Annotated in this window: 16 protein-coding genes; 11 read left to right on the top strand and 5 right to left on the bottom strand. The window is 54.9% G+C overall.

The features are described 5' to 3' along the window. Positions 1 to 146: 146 nt before the first annotated feature. From GW591_RS05745 to nth, 8 genes are read left to right on the top strand one after another with little or no spacing between them, the layout of a single operon-like run. Positions 147 to 587: a DUF2569 domain-containing protein gene (locus GW591_RS05745; RefSeq protein WP_112152221.1), complete on the top strand. Its 441-nt coding sequence runs from the start codon at positions 147 to 149 to the stop codon at positions 585 to 587. 40 nt (positions 588 to 627) lie between these two features. Then, positions 628 to 1,209 (top strand): electron transport complex subunit RsxA, encoded by a 582-nt coding sequence (gene rsxA, locus GW591_RS05740; protein ID WP_013575431.1) that lies wholly within the window; start codon positions 628 to 630, stop codon positions 1,207 to 1,209. After that, entirely contained in the window at positions 1,209 to 1,775 is a 567-nt protein-coding gene (gene rsxB, locus GW591_RS05735) for an electron transport complex subunit RsxB (protein ID WP_013575430.1), read from the top strand. The genes rsxA and rsxB overlap by 1 nt, the downstream gene beginning before the upstream one ends. A gap of 1 nt (position 1,776) precedes the next feature. Beyond that, entirely contained in the window at positions 1,777 to 3,882 is a 2,106-nt protein-coding gene (gene rsxC, locus GW591_RS05730; protein ID WP_166860284.1) for an electron transport complex subunit RsxC, read from the top strand. Continuing rightward, on the top strand, positions 3,883 to 4,935 hold the full coding sequence (gene rsxD / locus GW591_RS05725) for an electron transport complex subunit RsxD (RefSeq protein WP_013575428.1): 1,053 nt from the start codon (positions 3,883 to 3,885) through the stop codon (positions 4,933 to 4,935). 9 nt (positions 4,936 to 4,944) lie between these two features. Beyond that, positions 4,945 to 5,577, top strand: a complete 633-nt coding sequence (gene rsxG / locus GW591_RS05720; protein ID WP_013575427.1) for an electron transport complex subunit RsxG — start codon at positions 4,945 to 4,947, stop codon at positions 5,575 to 5,577. Continuing rightward, positions 5,570 to 6,268, top strand: a complete 699-nt coding sequence (locus tag GW591_RS05715) for an electron transport complex subunit E (protein ID WP_126124867.1) — start codon at positions 5,570 to 5,572, stop codon at positions 6,266 to 6,268. The genes rsxG and GW591_RS05715 overlap by 8 nt, the downstream gene beginning before the upstream one ends. Further along, positions 6,261 to 6,899, top strand: coding sequence for an endonuclease III (nth, locus tag GW591_RS05710; protein WP_013575425.1), 639 nt, complete (start codon positions 6,261 to 6,263; stop codon positions 6,897 to 6,899). The genes GW591_RS05715 and nth overlap by 8 nt, the downstream gene beginning before the upstream one ends. Before the next feature lie 621 nt (positions 6,900 to 7,520). Here nth and GW591_RS05705 read toward each other — a convergent pair. From GW591_RS05705 to GW591_RS05690, 4 genes are all read right to left on the bottom strand, one after another. Next, the gene (locus tag GW591_RS05705; protein WP_119261602.1) at positions 7,521 to 8,018 is read right to left on the bottom strand and encodes a DUF2501 domain-containing protein; all 498 of its coding nucleotides are present in this window, start codon (positions 8,016 to 8,018) and stop codon (positions 7,521 to 7,523) included. An 89-nt stretch (positions 8,019 to 8,107) separates the two neighbouring features. Then, positions 8,108 to 9,037, bottom strand: coding sequence for a LysR family transcriptional regulator (locus tag GW591_RS05700; RefSeq protein ID WP_013575423.1), 930 nt, complete (start codon positions 9,035 to 9,037; stop codon positions 8,108 to 8,110). 48 nt (positions 9,038 to 9,085) lie between these two features. Further along, entirely contained in the window at positions 9,086 to 10,066 is a 981-nt protein-coding gene (locus tag GW591_RS05695) for an alpha/beta hydrolase (protein ID WP_166860282.1), read from the bottom strand. 105 nt (positions 10,067 to 10,171) lie between these two features. Further along, a complete protein-coding gene (locus GW591_RS05690; RefSeq protein ID WP_013575421.1) occupies positions 10,172 to 11,047 on the bottom strand; it encodes a nickel/cobalt efflux protein RcnA in 876 nt (291 codons plus the stop codon). 120 nt (positions 11,048 to 11,167) lie between these two features. Between GW591_RS05690 and rcnR the strand changes: the two genes are divergently transcribed. Continuing rightward, positions 11,168 to 11,440, top strand: coding sequence for a Ni(II)/Co(II)-binding transcriptional repressor RcnR (rcnR, locus tag GW591_RS05685; RefSeq protein WP_013575420.1), 273 nt, complete (start codon positions 11,168 to 11,170; stop codon positions 11,438 to 11,440). Between the two features lie 77 nt (positions 11,441 to 11,517). Here rcnR and GW591_RS05680 read toward each other — a convergent pair whose 3' ends face one another. Beyond that, a complete protein-coding gene (locus tag GW591_RS05680; protein WP_166860279.1) occupies positions 11,518 to 12,936 on the bottom strand; it encodes a NarK family nitrate/nitrite MFS transporter in 1,419 nt (472 codons plus the stop codon). A 363-nt stretch (positions 12,937 to 13,299) separates the two neighbouring features. Between GW591_RS05680 and narX the strand changes: the two genes are divergently transcribed. Together narX and narL are read left to right on the top strand one after the other, a co-directional pair. Beyond that, on the top strand, positions 13,300 to 15,090 hold the full coding sequence (narX, locus tag GW591_RS05675; protein WP_166860277.1) for a nitrate/nitrite two-component system sensor histidine kinase NarX: 1,791 nt from the start codon (positions 13,300 to 13,302) through the stop codon (positions 15,088 to 15,090). Continuing rightward, positions 15,087 to 15,737, top strand: a complete 651-nt coding sequence (narL, locus tag GW591_RS05670; protein ID WP_013575416.1) for a two-component system response regulator NarL — start codon at positions 15,087 to 15,089, stop codon at positions 15,735 to 15,737. The genes narX and narL overlap by 4 nt, the downstream gene beginning before the upstream one ends. Positions 15,738 to 15,800 lie beyond the last annotated feature (63 nt).

Genomic DNA, 15,800 nt, shown 5'->3' with positions numbered 1-15,800 from the left:
AAATCCCCTTCCTGAGCGAAGGGGATCATTGATCACATAAATACGATAACGAGAATGCCTCTCACAGGTTAAGCTACTGCGCCTTGAAGGTCGGGGAAGTTTCCCTGTGCTGATTTGATAGCAAAACCAGCGTGAGAAAAGCTTTTATGTTGAATAATCCGGGTTATAAACGTATTGGCGGGTGGCTACTGGCCCCGATGGCGTATCTGATTGTGACGCTGCTGAGCGTGGTATTAATGCTGTTTCTGTTTTCAATGGCGTTATTTATGCCGGAATCGCGCGAATATCTCATCACCAACTCCCAGGCATTTACCCTGCAATGGTATTTCTCGGTGGTGACCACGTTAGCGATGGGGTTATTTACCGTCGCGGTATTGTGGCAATTCTGTAAGCGCGCCAGAGTGTTACCCAAAATGTATATTATCTGGTTATTGTGCACAGTACTTCTGGCGGTAAAAGCCTTTGCATTCTCACCGGTTACCGATGATTTGGCCGTGCGTAACTTATTGTTACCTTTATTGGCCGCCGCCGTCTTTGTGCCTTATTTCAAGCGCTCACTGCGGGTAAAAGAAACCTTCACGGAATAACCCTGAGGTTTTTAATGTTTATTATGTCCGGGCAATTGTCATGACCTCTTATTTATTACTTTTTGTCGGCACTGTGCTGGTAAATAACTTCGTACTGGTTAAGTTTCTTGGCCTGTGCCCGTTTATGGGCGTTTCCAAAAAACTGGAATCCGCTATCGGTATGGGTCTCGCCACCACATTTGTGATCACCCTGTCGAATATCTGCTCGTGGATCGTCAACACTTTCGTTCTGATGCCGCTGGGGCTGGTTTATCTGCGCACTATGGCCTTTATTCTGGTGATCGCGGTTGTTGTGCAGTTCACCGAAATGGTGGTGCGCAAAACCAGCCCGTCTCTGTACCGCCTGCTGGGCATCTTCCTGCCGCTTATCACCACCAACTGCGCTGTGCTCGGCGTGGCGCTGCTGAACATCAACCAGCAATTCAACTTTATGCAATCTGCGCTGTACGGTTTCGCCGCGTCACTGGGCTTCTCGCTGGTGATGGTGCTGTTTGCCGCTATCCGTGAACGTCTGGTGGTGGCTGACGTCCCGGCACCGTTCAAAGGTTCTTCGATTGCGCTGGTCACGGCTGGCCTGATGTCATTAGCCTTTATGGGCTTCACAGGTCTGGTGAAATTCTAATGTTTGAATTATGGGTAGCGATTGGCGCGCTGACCGCTCTGGCGCTGGTTTTTGGCCTGCTGCTGGGTTACGCCTCGCGCCGTTTTGCCGTGGAAGGCAACCCGGTTGTCGATCAGATTGACGATATCCTGCCGCAAAGCCAGTGTGCGCAATGTGGCTATCCCGGCTGCAAGCCTTACGCCGAAGCGGTCGCCAATGGCGACAACATCAATAAATGCGTGCCGGGCGGCGAAGCCGTCATGCTCAAGCTGGCGACCTTGCTTAACGTTGAGCCGCAGCCGATGGGTGAAGACGCCGCGGCTGCTGTCCCGGTGCGTAAAGTCGCCTATATCGACGAGAGCAATTGCATCGGCTGCACCAAGTGTATTCAGGCCTGTCCGGTGGATGCCATCGTGGGTGCCACCCGCGCCGTACACACCGTGATTACTGATTTATGTACCGGCTGTGACCTGTGCGTCGCGCCGTGCCCGACGGACTGCATCGAAATGCTGCCAGTAAAAACCACCACCGCAAACTGGAAGTGGGATTTGAAATCCATTCCGGTTCAGGTCATCCATGCGGAGTAACATGTTTAATCTGTTTGCGGCGCTCAAAAAAGACAAAGTCTGGGACTTCGACGGCGGTATTCATCCGCCGGAAATGAAGACTCAGTCGAGCCACGTTCCGCTGCGCAACGTGCCGCTGCCTGAGCGCTTTATCATCCCCCTTCAGCAACACCTTGGCCCTGAAGGCGAGCTGTGTGTGAAAGCCGGCGACCCTGTGTTAAAAGGTCAGCCGCTGACCACTGGCCGTGGCCGTACCGTGCCGGTTCACGCGCCGACGTCGGGCGTGATCACGGCCATCGAACCGCACATCACCGCGCACCCTTCCGGTCTGAAAGAACTCTGTGTGCTGATTGAAGCCGACGGCCTTGATACCTGGTGCGAACGCGAATTCATTGCCGATTACCGCCAGCTTTCTGCTGATGAACTGAATCAGCGCATCAGTCAGGCCGGTATTGCCGGGCTGGGTGGCGCAGGCTTCCCGACCGCCAGCAAATTAGCCGGTGGCCTGACATCGACCCGCACACTGATCCTCAACGCGGCCGAATGTGAGCCTTACATCACTGCCGATGACCGGCTGATGCAGGAACATGCCATGGAAATTCTCCAGGGCACACGCATCCTCTGCCACATGTTGCATCCTGAACGGGTGCTGATCGGCATCGAAGACAACAAACCTGAAGCGATTGCCGCGCTTAAAGCCGCGATCAGCGCTGAAATCTCCGACGGAGTGCGTTTCGAACTGCGGGTCATTCCGACCAAATACCCGTCCGGCGGTGCCAAACAGCTGACCAAAATCCTGACCGGCCTCGAAGTGCCGAAAGGCCATCACTCGTCGTCCATCGGCGTACTGATGCAAAACGTCGGCACCGTGTTTGCCATTAAGCGCGCAATCATTGACGGCGAACCGCTGATCGAACGCGTGGTCACGCTGACCGGCGAAGCGATGGCAAAACCGGGTAACGTCTGGGCGCGTCTGGGCACGCCGATTGAACACCTGATGCAGGAAGGCCAGTTACAACCGCAGGGCGATAAAAAGATGGTGATCATGGGCGGCCCGCTGATGGGCTTCACCCTGCCATCGCTCAATGTGCCCGTGGTCAAAATTTCCAACTGTCTGCTCGCGCCGTCTGACGCCGAACTGGGTCAGCCGGAGCCGGAAGAAGCCTGTATCCGTTGCAGCCTGTGCGCGGAATCCTGTCCGGCCGGTTTACTGCCTCAGCAACTTTACTGGTTCAGTAAAGGTGAAGAACACGAAAAAGCGCGCAAGCATAATCTGTTCGACTGCATCGAATGCGGCGCCTGTGCCTATGTCTGTCCGAGCAATATTCCGCTGGTGCAGTATTACCGTCAGGAAAAGGCCGAAATCCGTGCCATCGATGCAGAGAGCGCCCGGGCCACCGAAGCCAAAGCCCGTTTCGAAGCCAAACAGGCGCGTATGGAACGTGAGAAATTAGCGCGTGAAGAGAAACATCAGAAAGCGGCAGTGAAGCTGGACGACGTCGCAGCAGAAGAAGCACCTGTCGCTGAAAAAACCACGGAACAACAGGCCGAAGCCGATCCGCGCAAAGCGGCGCTGGCCGCTGCCATTGCCCGTGCGAAAGCGAAGAAAGCCGCCGCTGAGCAGGAAATCCCGGTGGCTTCTGAGCCGGTGCCTGAAACGCCGCCATCTGCAGAAGACGATCGTAAGGCCGCCGTGGCTGCGGCTATCGCCCGCGTGAAAGCGAAGAAAGCCGGCAATAACGGCGTTGTCGTGGAAGCCAAAGAAAGCGAACTGAACGTTGCACCGCAGCCCTCCGCTGACGACGATCGCAAAGCTGCTGTCGCCGCCGCCATTGCCCGCGTGAAAGCCAAAAAGGCTGCCGCTGCGCAACCTGCGGGTAGTGAAGGAAACGTGACAGCGTCACCTGCAGAACCTTCCGCAGACGACAAACGCAAGGCGGCAGTGGCGGCTGCCATCGCACGTGCCAAAGCCAAAAAAGCCGCTGCGCTGAGTGAAGCGCAGGACGCTGAACCGGAAGAAAAAGAAACATCACAACAAGAAAGCGATCCACGCAAAGCCGCTGTAGCGGCTGCGATCGCCCGAGTTAAGGCCCGTAAAGCCGCTCAGACAATGTCGAACGAGGAATAGATGGCCTTCAGGATTGCAAGTTCACCTTTTACGCATAATCGCCAGAACACCAGTACCATCATGATGATGGTGATTCTGGCGTGTATTCCCGGCCTGCTCGCTCAGGTCTGGTTCTTCGGTTACGGCACGCTGATTCAGCTGACGCTGGCTATCGTCATTGCCCTGCTGGCAGAAGGCGCGGTGTTACAGTTGCGCAAACTGCCGGTGAAAAAACGCCTGGGCGATAACAGTGCCCTGCTGACAGCCGTTTTGCTGGGTATCAGCCTGCCGCCGCTGGGCCCGTGGTGGATGGTGGTGCTCGGCACGATTTTCGCCATCATCATCGCCAAACAACTTTACGGGGGTCTTGGTCAGAATCCGTTTAACCCGGCCATGGTAGGTTATGTGGTGCTGCTGATTTCTTTCCCGGTTCAGATGACAACCTGGCTGCCGCCGGATGTTTTACAGCATCATCACGTCGGATTCACCGACACGCTGCTGACCATTTTCACCGGTCACAACAGTCAGGATCTGACCGCGTATCAGTTGAACATGAACGTGGATGGCGTGACGCAGGCGACACCACTGGATGCATTTAAAACCGGTCTGCGCTCCGGCCATACCGCCGATCAGATCCTCGGAACGCCGCTGTTCAGCGGCACACTGGCCGGTCTCGGCTGGCAGTGGATTAACCTCGGATTCCTGGCCGGTGGCCTGTTCCTGATGTGGCGCAAAATCATCAGCTGGCATATTCCGGCCGCCATGTTAGGCATGCTGGTCATTTGCGCGGGTATCGCGTGGGGTCTGGCACCGGAAAACTATCCTTCACCGCTGATCGGACTGTTCTCCGGCGCGACGATGCTGGGCGCGTTCTTTATTGCCACGGATCCGGTGACGGCATCCACCACCCCGAAAGGCCGCCTGATTTTCGGGGGACTGATTGGTTTACTGGTGTGGCTGATCCGCAGTTACGGCGGTTATCCGGATGGTGTCGCTTTTGCCGTTTTACTGGCCAATATCACCGTGCCGCTGATTGATCACTACACACAACCACGTGTTTACGGGCATCGCTGAGGAAGAATTATGTTAGCTACAATGCGACGCCACGGCCTGATTCTGGCTTTCTTTGGCGCACTGATGACCGGTATGACGGCACTGGTCAACCTGATGACCAAGCCGACCATTGAACATCAGGCGCTGTTACAGCAAAAAACGCTGTTTGATCAGGTGATCCCGGCCAGCGTGTACGACAACGATATGCAAAACGAATGTTACAACGTCACTGATGAGTCACTTGGCAGCATGGCGCCGCACCGTCTGTATCTGGCGCGCAAAAATGGTCAGCCGGTGGCTGCCGTGGTTGAAACCACCGCGCCTGACGGCTATTCCGGTGCGATCCAGTTGCTGGTGGCGGCTGATTTTCATGGCAAAGTTTACGGTTCCCGCGTGCTGGAACAGCACGAAACGCCGGGGCTGGGTGACAAAATTGAAGTGCGCATTTCCGACTGGATCAAACATTTCGCCAATCAGACCGTCAATGGTGCAAGCGATGAGCGCTGGGCGGTGAAGAAAGACGGCGGTATGTTTGATCAGTTTACCGGTGCGACCATTACACCGCGCGCCGTCGTCCGCTCGGTAAAACGTACGGCGCTGTTTATCGGGACGGTACCGTCTCAGCTTTCCCACCTCACCCCTTGTGGAGCCCGTGATGAGTGAAGCCAAAAAGATAATCGTTCAGGGTCTGTGGACCAATAACTCCTCGCTGGTGCAGTTGCTGGGGCTTTGTCCGCTGCTGGCCGTGACGTCGACTGCCACCAATGCTCTCGGTTTAGGGCTGGCGACCACGCTGGTGCTGACCTGTACCAACGCCATGATTTCCGCATTCCGTAAGTGGATCCCGGATGAAATCCGCATCCCGATTTACGTGCTGATTATCGCCTCGGTGGTCAGTACCGTGCAGATGTTGATCAACGCCTACGCGTTCGGTCTGTATCAGGCGCTGGGCATTTTTATTCCGCTGATTGTGACCAACTGCATTGTGGTCGGACGTGCCGAAGCCTGCGCCGCCAGCAGCCCTGTGCATCTGGCTGCCCTCGACGGTGCGATGACAGGTCTCGGGGCAACCTGCGCAATGTTTGTGCTGGGTTCAATGCGTGAAATTCTCGGCAGCGGCGTGCTGTTCAATGGCGCTGATTTGTTGCTCGGCAGTTGGGCGAAAGTGCTGCGCGTCGAAGTGCTGCATCTGGATAACCCGTTCCTTCTGGCAATGCTGCCGCCGGGCGCATTTATCGGCCTCGGTCTGCTGCTGGCCAGCAAATATCTGATTGATCAGCGTATGAAAGCACGGCAAGCGGCACAGCACGTTGTGGCGGAAGAAAGTCTGCCAAAGGGAAGCGTTCATGAATAAGGAAAAACGCACCGAAATTCTCAGCCGTTTGCGCGATAACAATCCGCATCCCACTACCGAACTGGTGTATACCACCCCGTTCGAACTGCTGATTTCGGTATTACTTTCTGCGCAGGCTACCGATGTCAGCGTGAACAAGGCGACAGCAAAGCTGTATCCGGTCGCCAACACGCCGGAATCGGTTCTGGCGCTTGGCGTGGACGGCGTAAAGGAATACATCAAAACCATTGGCCTGTTTAATGCCAAAGCGGAGAACGTGATTAAAACCTGCCGTATTTTGCTGGAAAAACACCATGGTGAAGTGCCGGAAGACCGCGCCGCGCTTGAAGCGCTGCCTGGCGTTGGCCGCAAAACCGCCAACGTAGTGCTCAATACCGCCTTCGGCTGGCCGACCATTGCCGTGGATACGCATATTTTCCGCGTCTGTAACCGCACGAAGTTCGCGCCGGGTAAAACCGTGGATGACGTCGAAGAGAAATTGCTGAAAGTGGTTCCGGCCGAGTTCAAGCTCGACTGCCACCACTGGCTGATCCTGCATGGCCGCTATACCTGCATTGCACGTAAGCCGCGGTGCGGGTCATGTTTGATCGAAGATTTGTGCGAGAGTAAAGAGAAGGTTTATGCGGAGTGAAAGGGGATTCCCTTTGGATCCCTTTAAATGGCTTTAAATGGCTTTAAAAGCTTTAAATAGAATTGAGTAAATTTCGGTTTCTCAATAACGGTTATCACACGGCCTTTCGTGCCGAAACCGACCAGAGGGGAAAGGCTTTTCCCCTCTGAACTCCCCTCGCTTTTTCAAACATGTGATCCGCGCGCTGGCTATGTTTCAGCAACCGCAGCGACAGGCTGGAAATCTTGCCGCTGCGCGGTTCCTTCGTTTCGGGATTGCAGCCTATGGTCTGCAACCTCTCATTCAGCAAGCTTTCTGAATCGCCCGCAGGATCTTAAATTCAAAAAACAAAATTACTCTGTTTTAGAGAGTTCAATGGCGTGCTCAAAATCCAGCTGAACGGAGCGGCTTCGAGACCTGTGGCTCGAAGACCGAGAGAAGGTAGTGCGCAGCACCTGGATTTGCGCCACTCATCAATACAGCAGAACATGTCCCTTGCGCCAGCGGAGCGCGCAGTGAAAAAGCGCGGAGTCCAGAGGCCCGCGCGTTACCGGGTCTCTGGTCGGTGTGGGCCGATGCCCACGGTGTTGACCTTGAATTTGAATTTGAAGTTAAAAGCCGCCATTGCAGCGGCCTCTGCAATCAAATAAACGATTTCGCCTGCTTCAGCACCACATCACAGGCTTTGGTTTTCACTTTCTCTTTCACCTGCGTCAGCCCGCTCCCCAGATTATTCAGATCCACACTTTGATCTTTACCGGTTTTCAGCAAACCACCCAGCCCCTGCTGATAATCCTGGCTTTCAGCACCCTCTGCTGTCTGGATGCCCAGCTTGCTCAGCAACTGATCTTTCACATTCTCAGTGCTGGCTTTGGAAAGTACGTTGTTCTTCACGCAGTACTGCAACACACCTGCGACGTTGTTCGCGCTGGTCGACGTCAGGGCACTGTCGCCGCCACTGAGCAGCGAGGTCAGCGAAGACGTGGTGCCGGCAGAACCGGTTTTGCTGCTGGTGCCATTCAGTCCTTCGTTGGCGGCCTGCTGCAGTTGTCCCAGAAGATTATTCGAAGCCTGTGCACCTGCTGAAAGCAAAATACCCGCAGAGGCCAATGCCAGAACAACGACTTTCAATGTTTTCATGTCTTACTCCATCCATTTCACATAAGTATTGCGGCAAAGCTTGGGCTGAAAGTTTCATTACATCAATAGGAATACCGGACAGAACGTCTTTATTGCGCCACATTTGACGACTTGTTAAGCGCCTGCTGCGCCAGCCAAAGCCCGGCGGCGGTGAAGAAATGCTGCGCCAGCGGCGTTGCCCTGCCCGCTTCGGCGACGACCAGCGCGGCATGACGACTCATCGGCGTGATATCCAGCGGGCAACGTTTCAGTGCAGGATGCATTTCATCAATCAGATGTCCACGCGGCACCAGCGCACAGCCAATTCCGACAAACACGCCCTGCATCAGCTGGAAAATAGACGTGCTTTCCAGCCGCGGATGCAGCTCAAGTCCGGCCTGGCGGAAGAAATTATCCAGATACCGGCGGAAATAGCGGCTCGGTTCAGACAGACACAACGGCAGCGCGGCAACCTGTTCGGCGGTTATCCGTTCAATGCCCTGTAACTGCGGGAAATGATCCGGGTGATACACCACGTCAACACCGCCGTCATCGAGCGGCACCAGCTGGAAGCGCAGCTCATTGAGCGTCGAGAACTCAAAGAAACCGATACCGACATCCACCGAATGGCTGCTCAGCGCTTCAATCAACTGATCAGCACTGACTTCTGCCACGCGGTAATCCAGTCCCGGATGCGCTTCGCTGACCGCCTTAATCAGTTGCGCCAGCGACACGCTGCATTGCGGCATCACGCCGATACGCAATGTCCCGCTCATGCCCTGTTTCAGCGATTCGACTTCCAGTTTCAGGCCTTCATAGACAGCCACGATTTCCCGCGCCCAGCTCAGCACCCGCAGACCTTCTGCGGTAAAACCTTCGAAGTTATTACCGCGATTGATCAGATTCAGGTCGAGCTCTTTTTCGAGGTTTTTGAGACGCATCGAAAGCGTCGGCTGGCTGACAAAGCTGGCTTCCGCCGCCCTGCCAAAATGCCGTTCGCGTTCGAGGTTACAGAGATAGATAAGTTGTTTGATATCCAATTTATTTTCTAATTCAGCCGGTTGTTATGCCTTATCGATTGCTGCTGATTATAAGCCAAAGTCATGATAATGACGCAGCGGATTAAAACCGGCTAAGGCATCCTGACGTTGTTTGCGGGCGCGACGGGCCAGTGCATAGGCCAGATCGCCGTTGAAACCGTGGAATCCGCCCGGATAGATGCTGAATTCCACCGGCACGCCAGCGCGGATTAACCGGCGGGCATAGTCGATGTTTTCATCGAGGAACAAATCAATTGAGCCGACGCCAATCCAGGCCGGTGGTAATCCGCTCAGATCCTCTGCGCGGGCAGCCGCAGCGTAGCAGGAAATATCCGGCAAACCGGCTTCGTGACCGAGGTAGGCGTGCCAGCCGAAACGGTTGTCCTCGCGCGTCCAGGAGAATTCGCCGGTCACCGGATTCGGGTTGGGATCGGTCACAGTGCGGTCGTCGAGCATCGGATACATCAGGTTTTGAAACGCCAGTGTCGGACCGCCCCGGTCGCGGGTCAGCAGCGCCAGAGAGGCCGCCAGCCCGGCACCGGCGCTGTCACCCATCACACCGATATGTGCAGGGTCAATACCCAACGCCTCTGCCTGTGCGGTCATCCAGATCAGCGCGGCATAACAATCTTCCAGCGGGCCGGGGAATGGCGTTTCCGGCGCGAGACGGTAATCCACCGATACAATGACGCAGTCGTGCTGTGCCGTCGTCGGGCGGGTCAGCGGCATCGACTGTTCAGGGCTGCCCAGCACATAACCGCCACCGTGAATATGCAGAATACCCATCCGGCCTTTCCGTTCATGCTGCGGCGAAATCACCACGACACGCACCGCTGGCGCATTTTCGCCACCTGAAATGTGATGCTGACTAACCGTTACCGGCAACCCGTCATCCTGTAACAGACTTTCCAGCGCCGCCGTCTGACGTTGCTCGCGCATGGCAGGCAGAACGGAGGCTGTAAGCACACGTTCTGGCATCAGATCCAGTAACGGGCGCAGTTCGGGGTCAACAAGGTGGGCAGTTTTCATGGCGGGATCCATTTATCCGTTTATCATCCCGTCATTTATAACGCCTTGAGCCGGTTTTAAAAAGTCTGAATTGTTATTGCTTATGACTGATTACGTTAAGATTTTTTAGGAGGTTAAGCCCATAACCCCGTGAATACCCATATAAATCCCCACCAGCGCGATCAGCACACTGGAAAAATAAGGCGCCCGGCGCGCCAGCGTGTTTAAACCGCTCCAGCGTTTAGCCGCCTGGCGGACACTGACGGCAGCCGCCACGCCTACAGTTACCAGCGTCAGCGCCAGTCCGATGCTGAAACACACTACCATCGTCGCTCCCAGCGCCAGTTGTTTAAGCTGGATGCAGATCAGCAGCACGGTAATGGCGGCCGGGCACGGGATCAGCCCGCCGGTCAGACCGAAAAATAAAATCTGCCCGTTAGTCACTTCCGTGCTGGCAAAGCGCCGCTCAATATCGCTGGCGTGCGCCAGTTCATGGGCGTCCTGATATTCCTGCGGCGACAGGCTGATACGCTTCATGCCGCGCAGGTTATTAAGTCCCCGGGGCTGAACGTGACGCTGAACATTCGCATGCGTGCGGGAATGTCCGTGATGATGGTCATGATCAGCATGATGCCCGTGCGCGTGCTCCTTCTTCCAGAGTTGTTCACCACGAAATGTACGCCAGAACATCCATGCCGCCGTGCCCAGGATGATGACCGCAGACACCAGTTGCAACCACGGCTCGACAGCCTCTGCGGTGAACCGGTTGCTGAGATACATGCCGCCAAACGCGATGATCCAGACAATCGCAGTATGCGAAACCGTGGCCGCCAGCCCCAGTAAAATAGCCTGCCGGACAGTGCCTTTAATCGCAATGATAAAGGCGGCCATCATGGTTTTCGAATGGCCGGGCTCAAGCCCGTGCAAAATCCCCAGCAATATGGCGCTGGGTATAAAGATCCACGCATTTCCCTGCTGTAAAAGGGTAGAAAAGTCATTCATGTTAATGATTCCCGATAAGGTAGGCGCTGGGATTCTACTCCCCCCCAGTATTAAATACACCCCCCCAGTATCCACAAAATGATATGATCGCGCCGTCATTGGTGTCACGGAGGAAGTGAGATGTCCCATACCATTCGCGATAAACAGAAGCTGAAAGCCCGTACCAGCAAAATTCAGGGTCAGGTGGCGGCGTTAAATAAAATGCTGGATGAGCCCCATGAATGCGCGGCTGTTCTGCAACAAATTGCCGCGATCCGCGGCGCGGTGAATGGCCTGATGCGGGAAGTGATTAAAGGCCATCTGACTGAGCATATTGTTCATGAAGAAGATGTTGTGAAACGTGAGGCCGATCTGGACGTCGTACTGAGCGTGCTGAATTCTTACGTGAAATAACCTCCTGTGCCGCAGGTCTGATCACGCCAAAAGGGGCCGAAGCCCCTTCTTTATATTTCCGTCACTGAGTATCGTGATTAGCTTTTGACTTGTTTGGTGGCAAAACCTTTGTTTAGTTTGCGCCAGTACACCAGCCAGGTGATCAGCGCACAGACCACGTAAAACACCAGGAAGACTTTCATCGCGCCAGCCGGTGAACCGGTCAGCGCCAGTGAAGTCCCGAACGCTTTAGGAATAAAGAAACCGCCAATCGCGCCGATTGAAGAGATAAAACCGAGCGCCGCAGCAGTATCCGTCACCGCTTCACGCAGCGCTTCATCATCGCTGGCGCCACGCGCTTTAGCCTGGTCGGTAGTGAGTTTGCGGAAAATCACCGCAATCATCTGGTAGGTAGAGCCACTGCCCAAACCGGCCGTCAGGAACAGCACCATAAATACCGCGAAGAATGCCGGGAAGTTGCCGCCCGCGCCGCCGACCGGCAAGGTCAGGAACAGTAAACCGGCAAAAATCGCCATGACGATGTAATTCACCAGGGTTACGCGAATACCGCCAAGGCGGTCTGACAGCATGCCTCCCGCAGAACGCGCCAGCGCGCCAAAGAACGGGCCGAAGAAGGCGAATTGCAGGATGTTAACGTCGGGGAACTGGGTTTTAGTCAACATCGCAAAACCGGCGGAGAAACCGATAAACGAGCCGAAAGTCGCCAGATACAATATGCTCATGATCCACAGATGACCGCGTTTCAGCACCGGCAACTGCTGGCGGATTGAGGCTTTAGAAGACGCAAGATCGTTCATACCAAACCAGGCAGCAAGCGTACCGATGATCAAAAAGGGTACCCAGATCCACGCCGCATTTTGCAGCCACATGTCCGTACCGTTCGCCAGGGTTTGTTTATCGCTGAAAGCCGCAAACACACCCAGGGAAATGACCAGCGGCGCAACCAGTTGCATCACGCTCACACCCAGATTACCCAGACCACCATTGATCCCTAATGCGCCGCCCTGCTTCGCTTTCGGGAAGAAGAAGCTGATATTGGACATGCTCGAGGCGAAGTTTGCTCCACCGAAACCGCACAACAGCGCAATGATCAGGAAAACGTTATACGACGTGGTGGTATCCTGCACCGCAAAACCCAGCCACAGGCACGGCAGCACCAGAAACACGGTACTGATGGCTGTCCAGCGGCGGCCGCCGAACAGTGGGATCATAAAGGAGTAAGGCACGCGTAACAGTGCGCCGGACACGGACGGAATAGCGGTCAGCATAAACAACTGATCCGTGGTGAAGTTAAAACCGACTTTATTGAGGTTAACGGAGACCAGGCTGAACAGCATCCAGACGCAGAACCCCAGCAACAAACACGGCACGGAAATCCATAAATTACGGCTGGCCACTTTATGCCCGGCCTTTTCCCAAAAGGCCGGATCTTCCGGACGCCAGTCCTGCAGCAGGCGTGACGGTTTTTCCGTCGGTGAAGCTGATGTGTGTGACATGTGTACCTCGGTGGCAACGCATTGTTGTTGTAATGATTAAGTTATGTCGCACACACTAGGTAGAGCCCCGCTTCAGGATGTTGATACAAATCAACGCAATCGCAGGTGGATAATGCAGGAAAAATGACCATGAATCCTTTGTGAGTATCCGGTGAAAAAAGAATAAACTGCTAGTATTCATAAAGTTGATGAAGAAATATTCTTTCATCTAATGAAGGTATAAATCAGATGGAAATAAAGGAGTAACCATAAAGAGGTATAGGGAAACTTCCTCTGATCATAAAAAATGCCCACTCTGTACAGGCTGGCGTCAGCCCGGCACGGTATCCGCAGCTTTCGATATAGGTTCAGGAAATACTATTCATGTTTAAACGCGCACTGCCTTCTTTGTCGCTCATCAGCCAGATCACATTGCTGATGCTGCTGCTCGGCCTTCTGGGCATTGGCGGAATGAGCATGGCGGCGTGGATGGCGGGCAGTATCGAAGGCAACGCCCATGCGATTAATAAAGCAGGTTCACTGCGTATGCAGAGTTACCGGCTGTTGTCGCAGGTCCCTCTGAGCGAAACCAGTGCCCGTTATATCAGCCAGATGGAAGCTGACGAAAGCAGCGCCGATTTATTACAGGCGGTAGAGCGCGAAAACCTGCAACCGCAGTTTCTGGCGTTACGTCAGTACTGGCAAACTACCCTGCGCGACCAGCTTCTGGCGGCTAAGCATCCGCAAGATGTATCAGCCAATATCGCCGTATTTGTCGGCCAGCTTGATGTGCTGGTCGCCGCACTTGAGTACAAAACCGAATACCATCTGCAACAGATTTCGCTGATTCAGCGCGGGCTGGTGGCGGTCACTGTATTACTGATGGCGCTGACCATCTGGTTCCTGCGCCGCCATCTGTTAACGCCCTGGAAAAGTCTGCTCGCACAGGCCAGCGCCATTACCGCCGGGGATTTCAGCCACCGCTATCAGCGCAAACGTGTGGCGAATGGCGATGCGCATAATGAAATGGATATTCTCGGCGATTCGCTTAACAGCATGTCGCTGGCGCTGGCGGAGATGGTTGATAATCTGGCGCAGCGCGTGGCAGAAAAAACCGCCGACCTGCAACAAAAAAATCAGATGCTGGATTATCTGTACCGTGTGAGCCGTCAGCTTCACACCAGCGATCCGCTTGAGGTGCGCATGGAGCCGGTGCTGAAAGAGTTACAGTCACTGACTCCGCTGAGCGGCATTCAGTTGCGGCAATACGAAAATAACAGTGTGGAAGTGTTCAATGAATACAGCCATGCTTCACCCCGTCAGCCTGACAGCCCTAAGGTCGGTGAACATGCGGATGACGGCGGCGAATCCCTGAGCTGGAGCCTGCGCGACGATCGTGAAAATTACGGTGTGTTGCTGGCACAGTTGCCGCCGGGCCAGTATCTGGATGACGATCAGCAGCAACTGCTACATACCCTGCTGGAACAGCTCACCAGCACCCTGATGCTGGCGCGTCAGGCAGAACATCAGCAGCAGTTAATGCTGATGGAAGAACGCTCAGCCATCGCCCGCGAACTGCACGATTCGCTGGCACAATCGCTGTCGTGCCTGAAAATTCAGGTGGCCTGCCTGCAAATGCACGCTGACACGTTCTCTGAAGAAGATAAAAATCTGTTGCAGCAAATGCGTGAGGAACTGAGTACCGCTTATCGTCAGTTGCGGGAACTGCTGACCACGTTCCGACTGACGCTCAATACTCCCGGCCTGCGTGCTGCGCTGCAACATACCGTGGATGAATTCTCGCGCCGCATGGGTTTGTCCATCGGTTTTGATTACCAGATCCCGCCGCGTTCCGTGCCGGCCAATCAAGGTATTCACCTGCTGCACATCGCCCGTGAAGCCCTGAACAATGTTTACAAACACGCTAACGCCACGCAGGTATCGCTTTCACTGCACTGTCATGACGGCGAAATCAACATGTGTGTTTGTGACAACGGCGAAGGCATTTCACAGGACGTCGAGCGACAAAATCATTATGGCCTGATCATCATGCAGGATCGCGCCAGTACCTTACACGGCAGCTGTCGGGTCGCCCGACGCCCGGATGGCGGCACAGAAGTTACGGTGCGTTTCCGTCCGGAAGCCCTGCCTGTCAATCCCCAGGAGCAAGTATGAACGACATCACCCCTTCCACTATTTTGCTGATTGACGATCATCCTATGCTGCGTAACGGCGTGAAACAGCTGATCGCGCTGGACTCGCGTCTCAAGGTCATTGGCGAAGCCAGCAATGGCGAACAAGGCGTTGAACTGGCGAAACAGCTCGACCCGGATCTGATCCTGCTGGATCTGAATATGCCGGGCATGAACGGGCTGGATACCCTCGACAGCATGCGCCAGACCTCGCTTTCCGGTCGTATCGTGGTATTCAGCGTGTCGAATCACGAAGATGACGTGGTGACAGCCCTGAAACGTGGCGCGGATGGTTATTTACTGAAAGATATGGAGCCGGAAGATTTGCTGGCCGCGTTGCATAACGCCGCCGCCGGGAAGATGGTGCTGAGCGAAGCGCTGACGCCGGTGCTCGCCGCCAGCCTGCGTGAAAGCCGCCCGAGCGGTGACCGCGATATTCAGTCCCTGACGCCGCGCGAACGCGACATCATCAAACTGATCGCTGAAGGTTTACCGAACAAAATGATCGCCCGCCGGTTGAATATCACCGAAAGCACGGTGAAAGTGCACGTCAAACATCTGCTGAAAAAAATGAAACTCAAATCCCGCGTCGAAGCCGCGGTATGGGTGTTGCAGAGTAATGTGCTTTAACAAGGTGTTAGCCTTTAAAAACCCTACTCGCCTCCCCCTTCGCAGGAGGAGGAGCAAAAAGCT

This window comes from Rahnella aceris, from assembly GCF_011684115.1.
Taxonomy (GTDB): domain Bacteria; phylum Pseudomonadota; class Gammaproteobacteria; order Enterobacterales; family Enterobacteriaceae; genus Rahnella; species Rahnella aceris.
Note: the sequence above shows the minus strand (reverse complement) of the source record. Positions and strands in the feature narration are given on the sequence as shown.

Excerpts from the sequence above, each read along its gene's own strand:
- GW591_RS05745 (WP_112152221.1), top strand. The coding sequence starts at position 147 with ATGTTGAATAATCCGGGTTATAAACGTATTGGCGGGTGGCTACTGGCC.
- rsxA (WP_013575431.1), top strand. The coding sequence starts at position 628 with ATGACCTCTTATTTATTACTTTTTGTCGGCACTGTGCTGGTAAATAAC.
- rsxB (WP_013575430.1), top strand. The coding sequence starts at position 1,209 with ATGTTTGAATTATGGGTAGCGATTGGCGCGCTGACCGCTCTGGCGCTG.
- rsxC (WP_166860284.1), top strand. The coding sequence starts at position 1,777 with ATGTTTAATCTGTTTGCGGCGCTCAAAAAAGACAAAGTCTGGGACTTC.
- rsxD (WP_013575428.1), top strand. The coding sequence starts at position 3,883 with ATGGCCTTCAGGATTGCAAGTTCACCTTTTACGCATAATCGCCAGAAC.
- rsxG (WP_013575427.1), top strand. The coding sequence starts at position 4,945 with ATGTTAGCTACAATGCGACGCCACGGCCTGATTCTGGCTTTCTTTGGC.
- GW591_RS05715 (WP_126124867.1), top strand. The coding sequence starts at position 5,570 with ATGAGTGAAGCCAAAAAGATAATCGTTCAGGGTCTGTGGACCAATAAC.
- nth (WP_013575425.1), top strand. The coding sequence starts at position 6,261 with ATGAATAAGGAAAAACGCACCGAAATTCTCAGCCGTTTGCGCGATAAC.
- GW591_RS05705 (WP_119261602.1), bottom strand. The coding sequence starts at position 8,018 with ATGAAAACATTGAAAGTCGTTGTTCTGGCATTGGCCTCTGCGGGTATT.
- GW591_RS05695 (WP_166860282.1), bottom strand. The coding sequence starts at position 10,066 with ATGAAAACTGCCCACCTTGTTGACCCCGAACTGCGCCCGTTACTGGAT.
- GW591_RS05690 (WP_013575421.1), bottom strand. The coding sequence starts at position 11,047 with ATGAATGACTTTTCTACCCTTTTACAGCAGGGAAATGCGTGGATCTTT.
- rcnR (WP_013575420.1), top strand. The coding sequence starts at position 11,168 with ATGTCCCATACCATTCGCGATAAACAGAAGCTGAAAGCCCGTACCAGC.
- GW591_RS05680 (WP_166860279.1), bottom strand. The coding sequence starts at position 12,936 with ATGTCACACACATCAGCTTCACCGACGGAAAAACCGTCACGCCTGCTG.
- narX (WP_166860277.1), top strand. The coding sequence starts at position 13,300 with ATGTTTAAACGCGCACTGCCTTCTTTGTCGCTCATCAGCCAGATCACA.
- narL (WP_013575416.1), top strand. The coding sequence starts at position 15,087 with ATGAACGACATCACCCCTTCCACTATTTTGCTGATTGACGATCATCCT.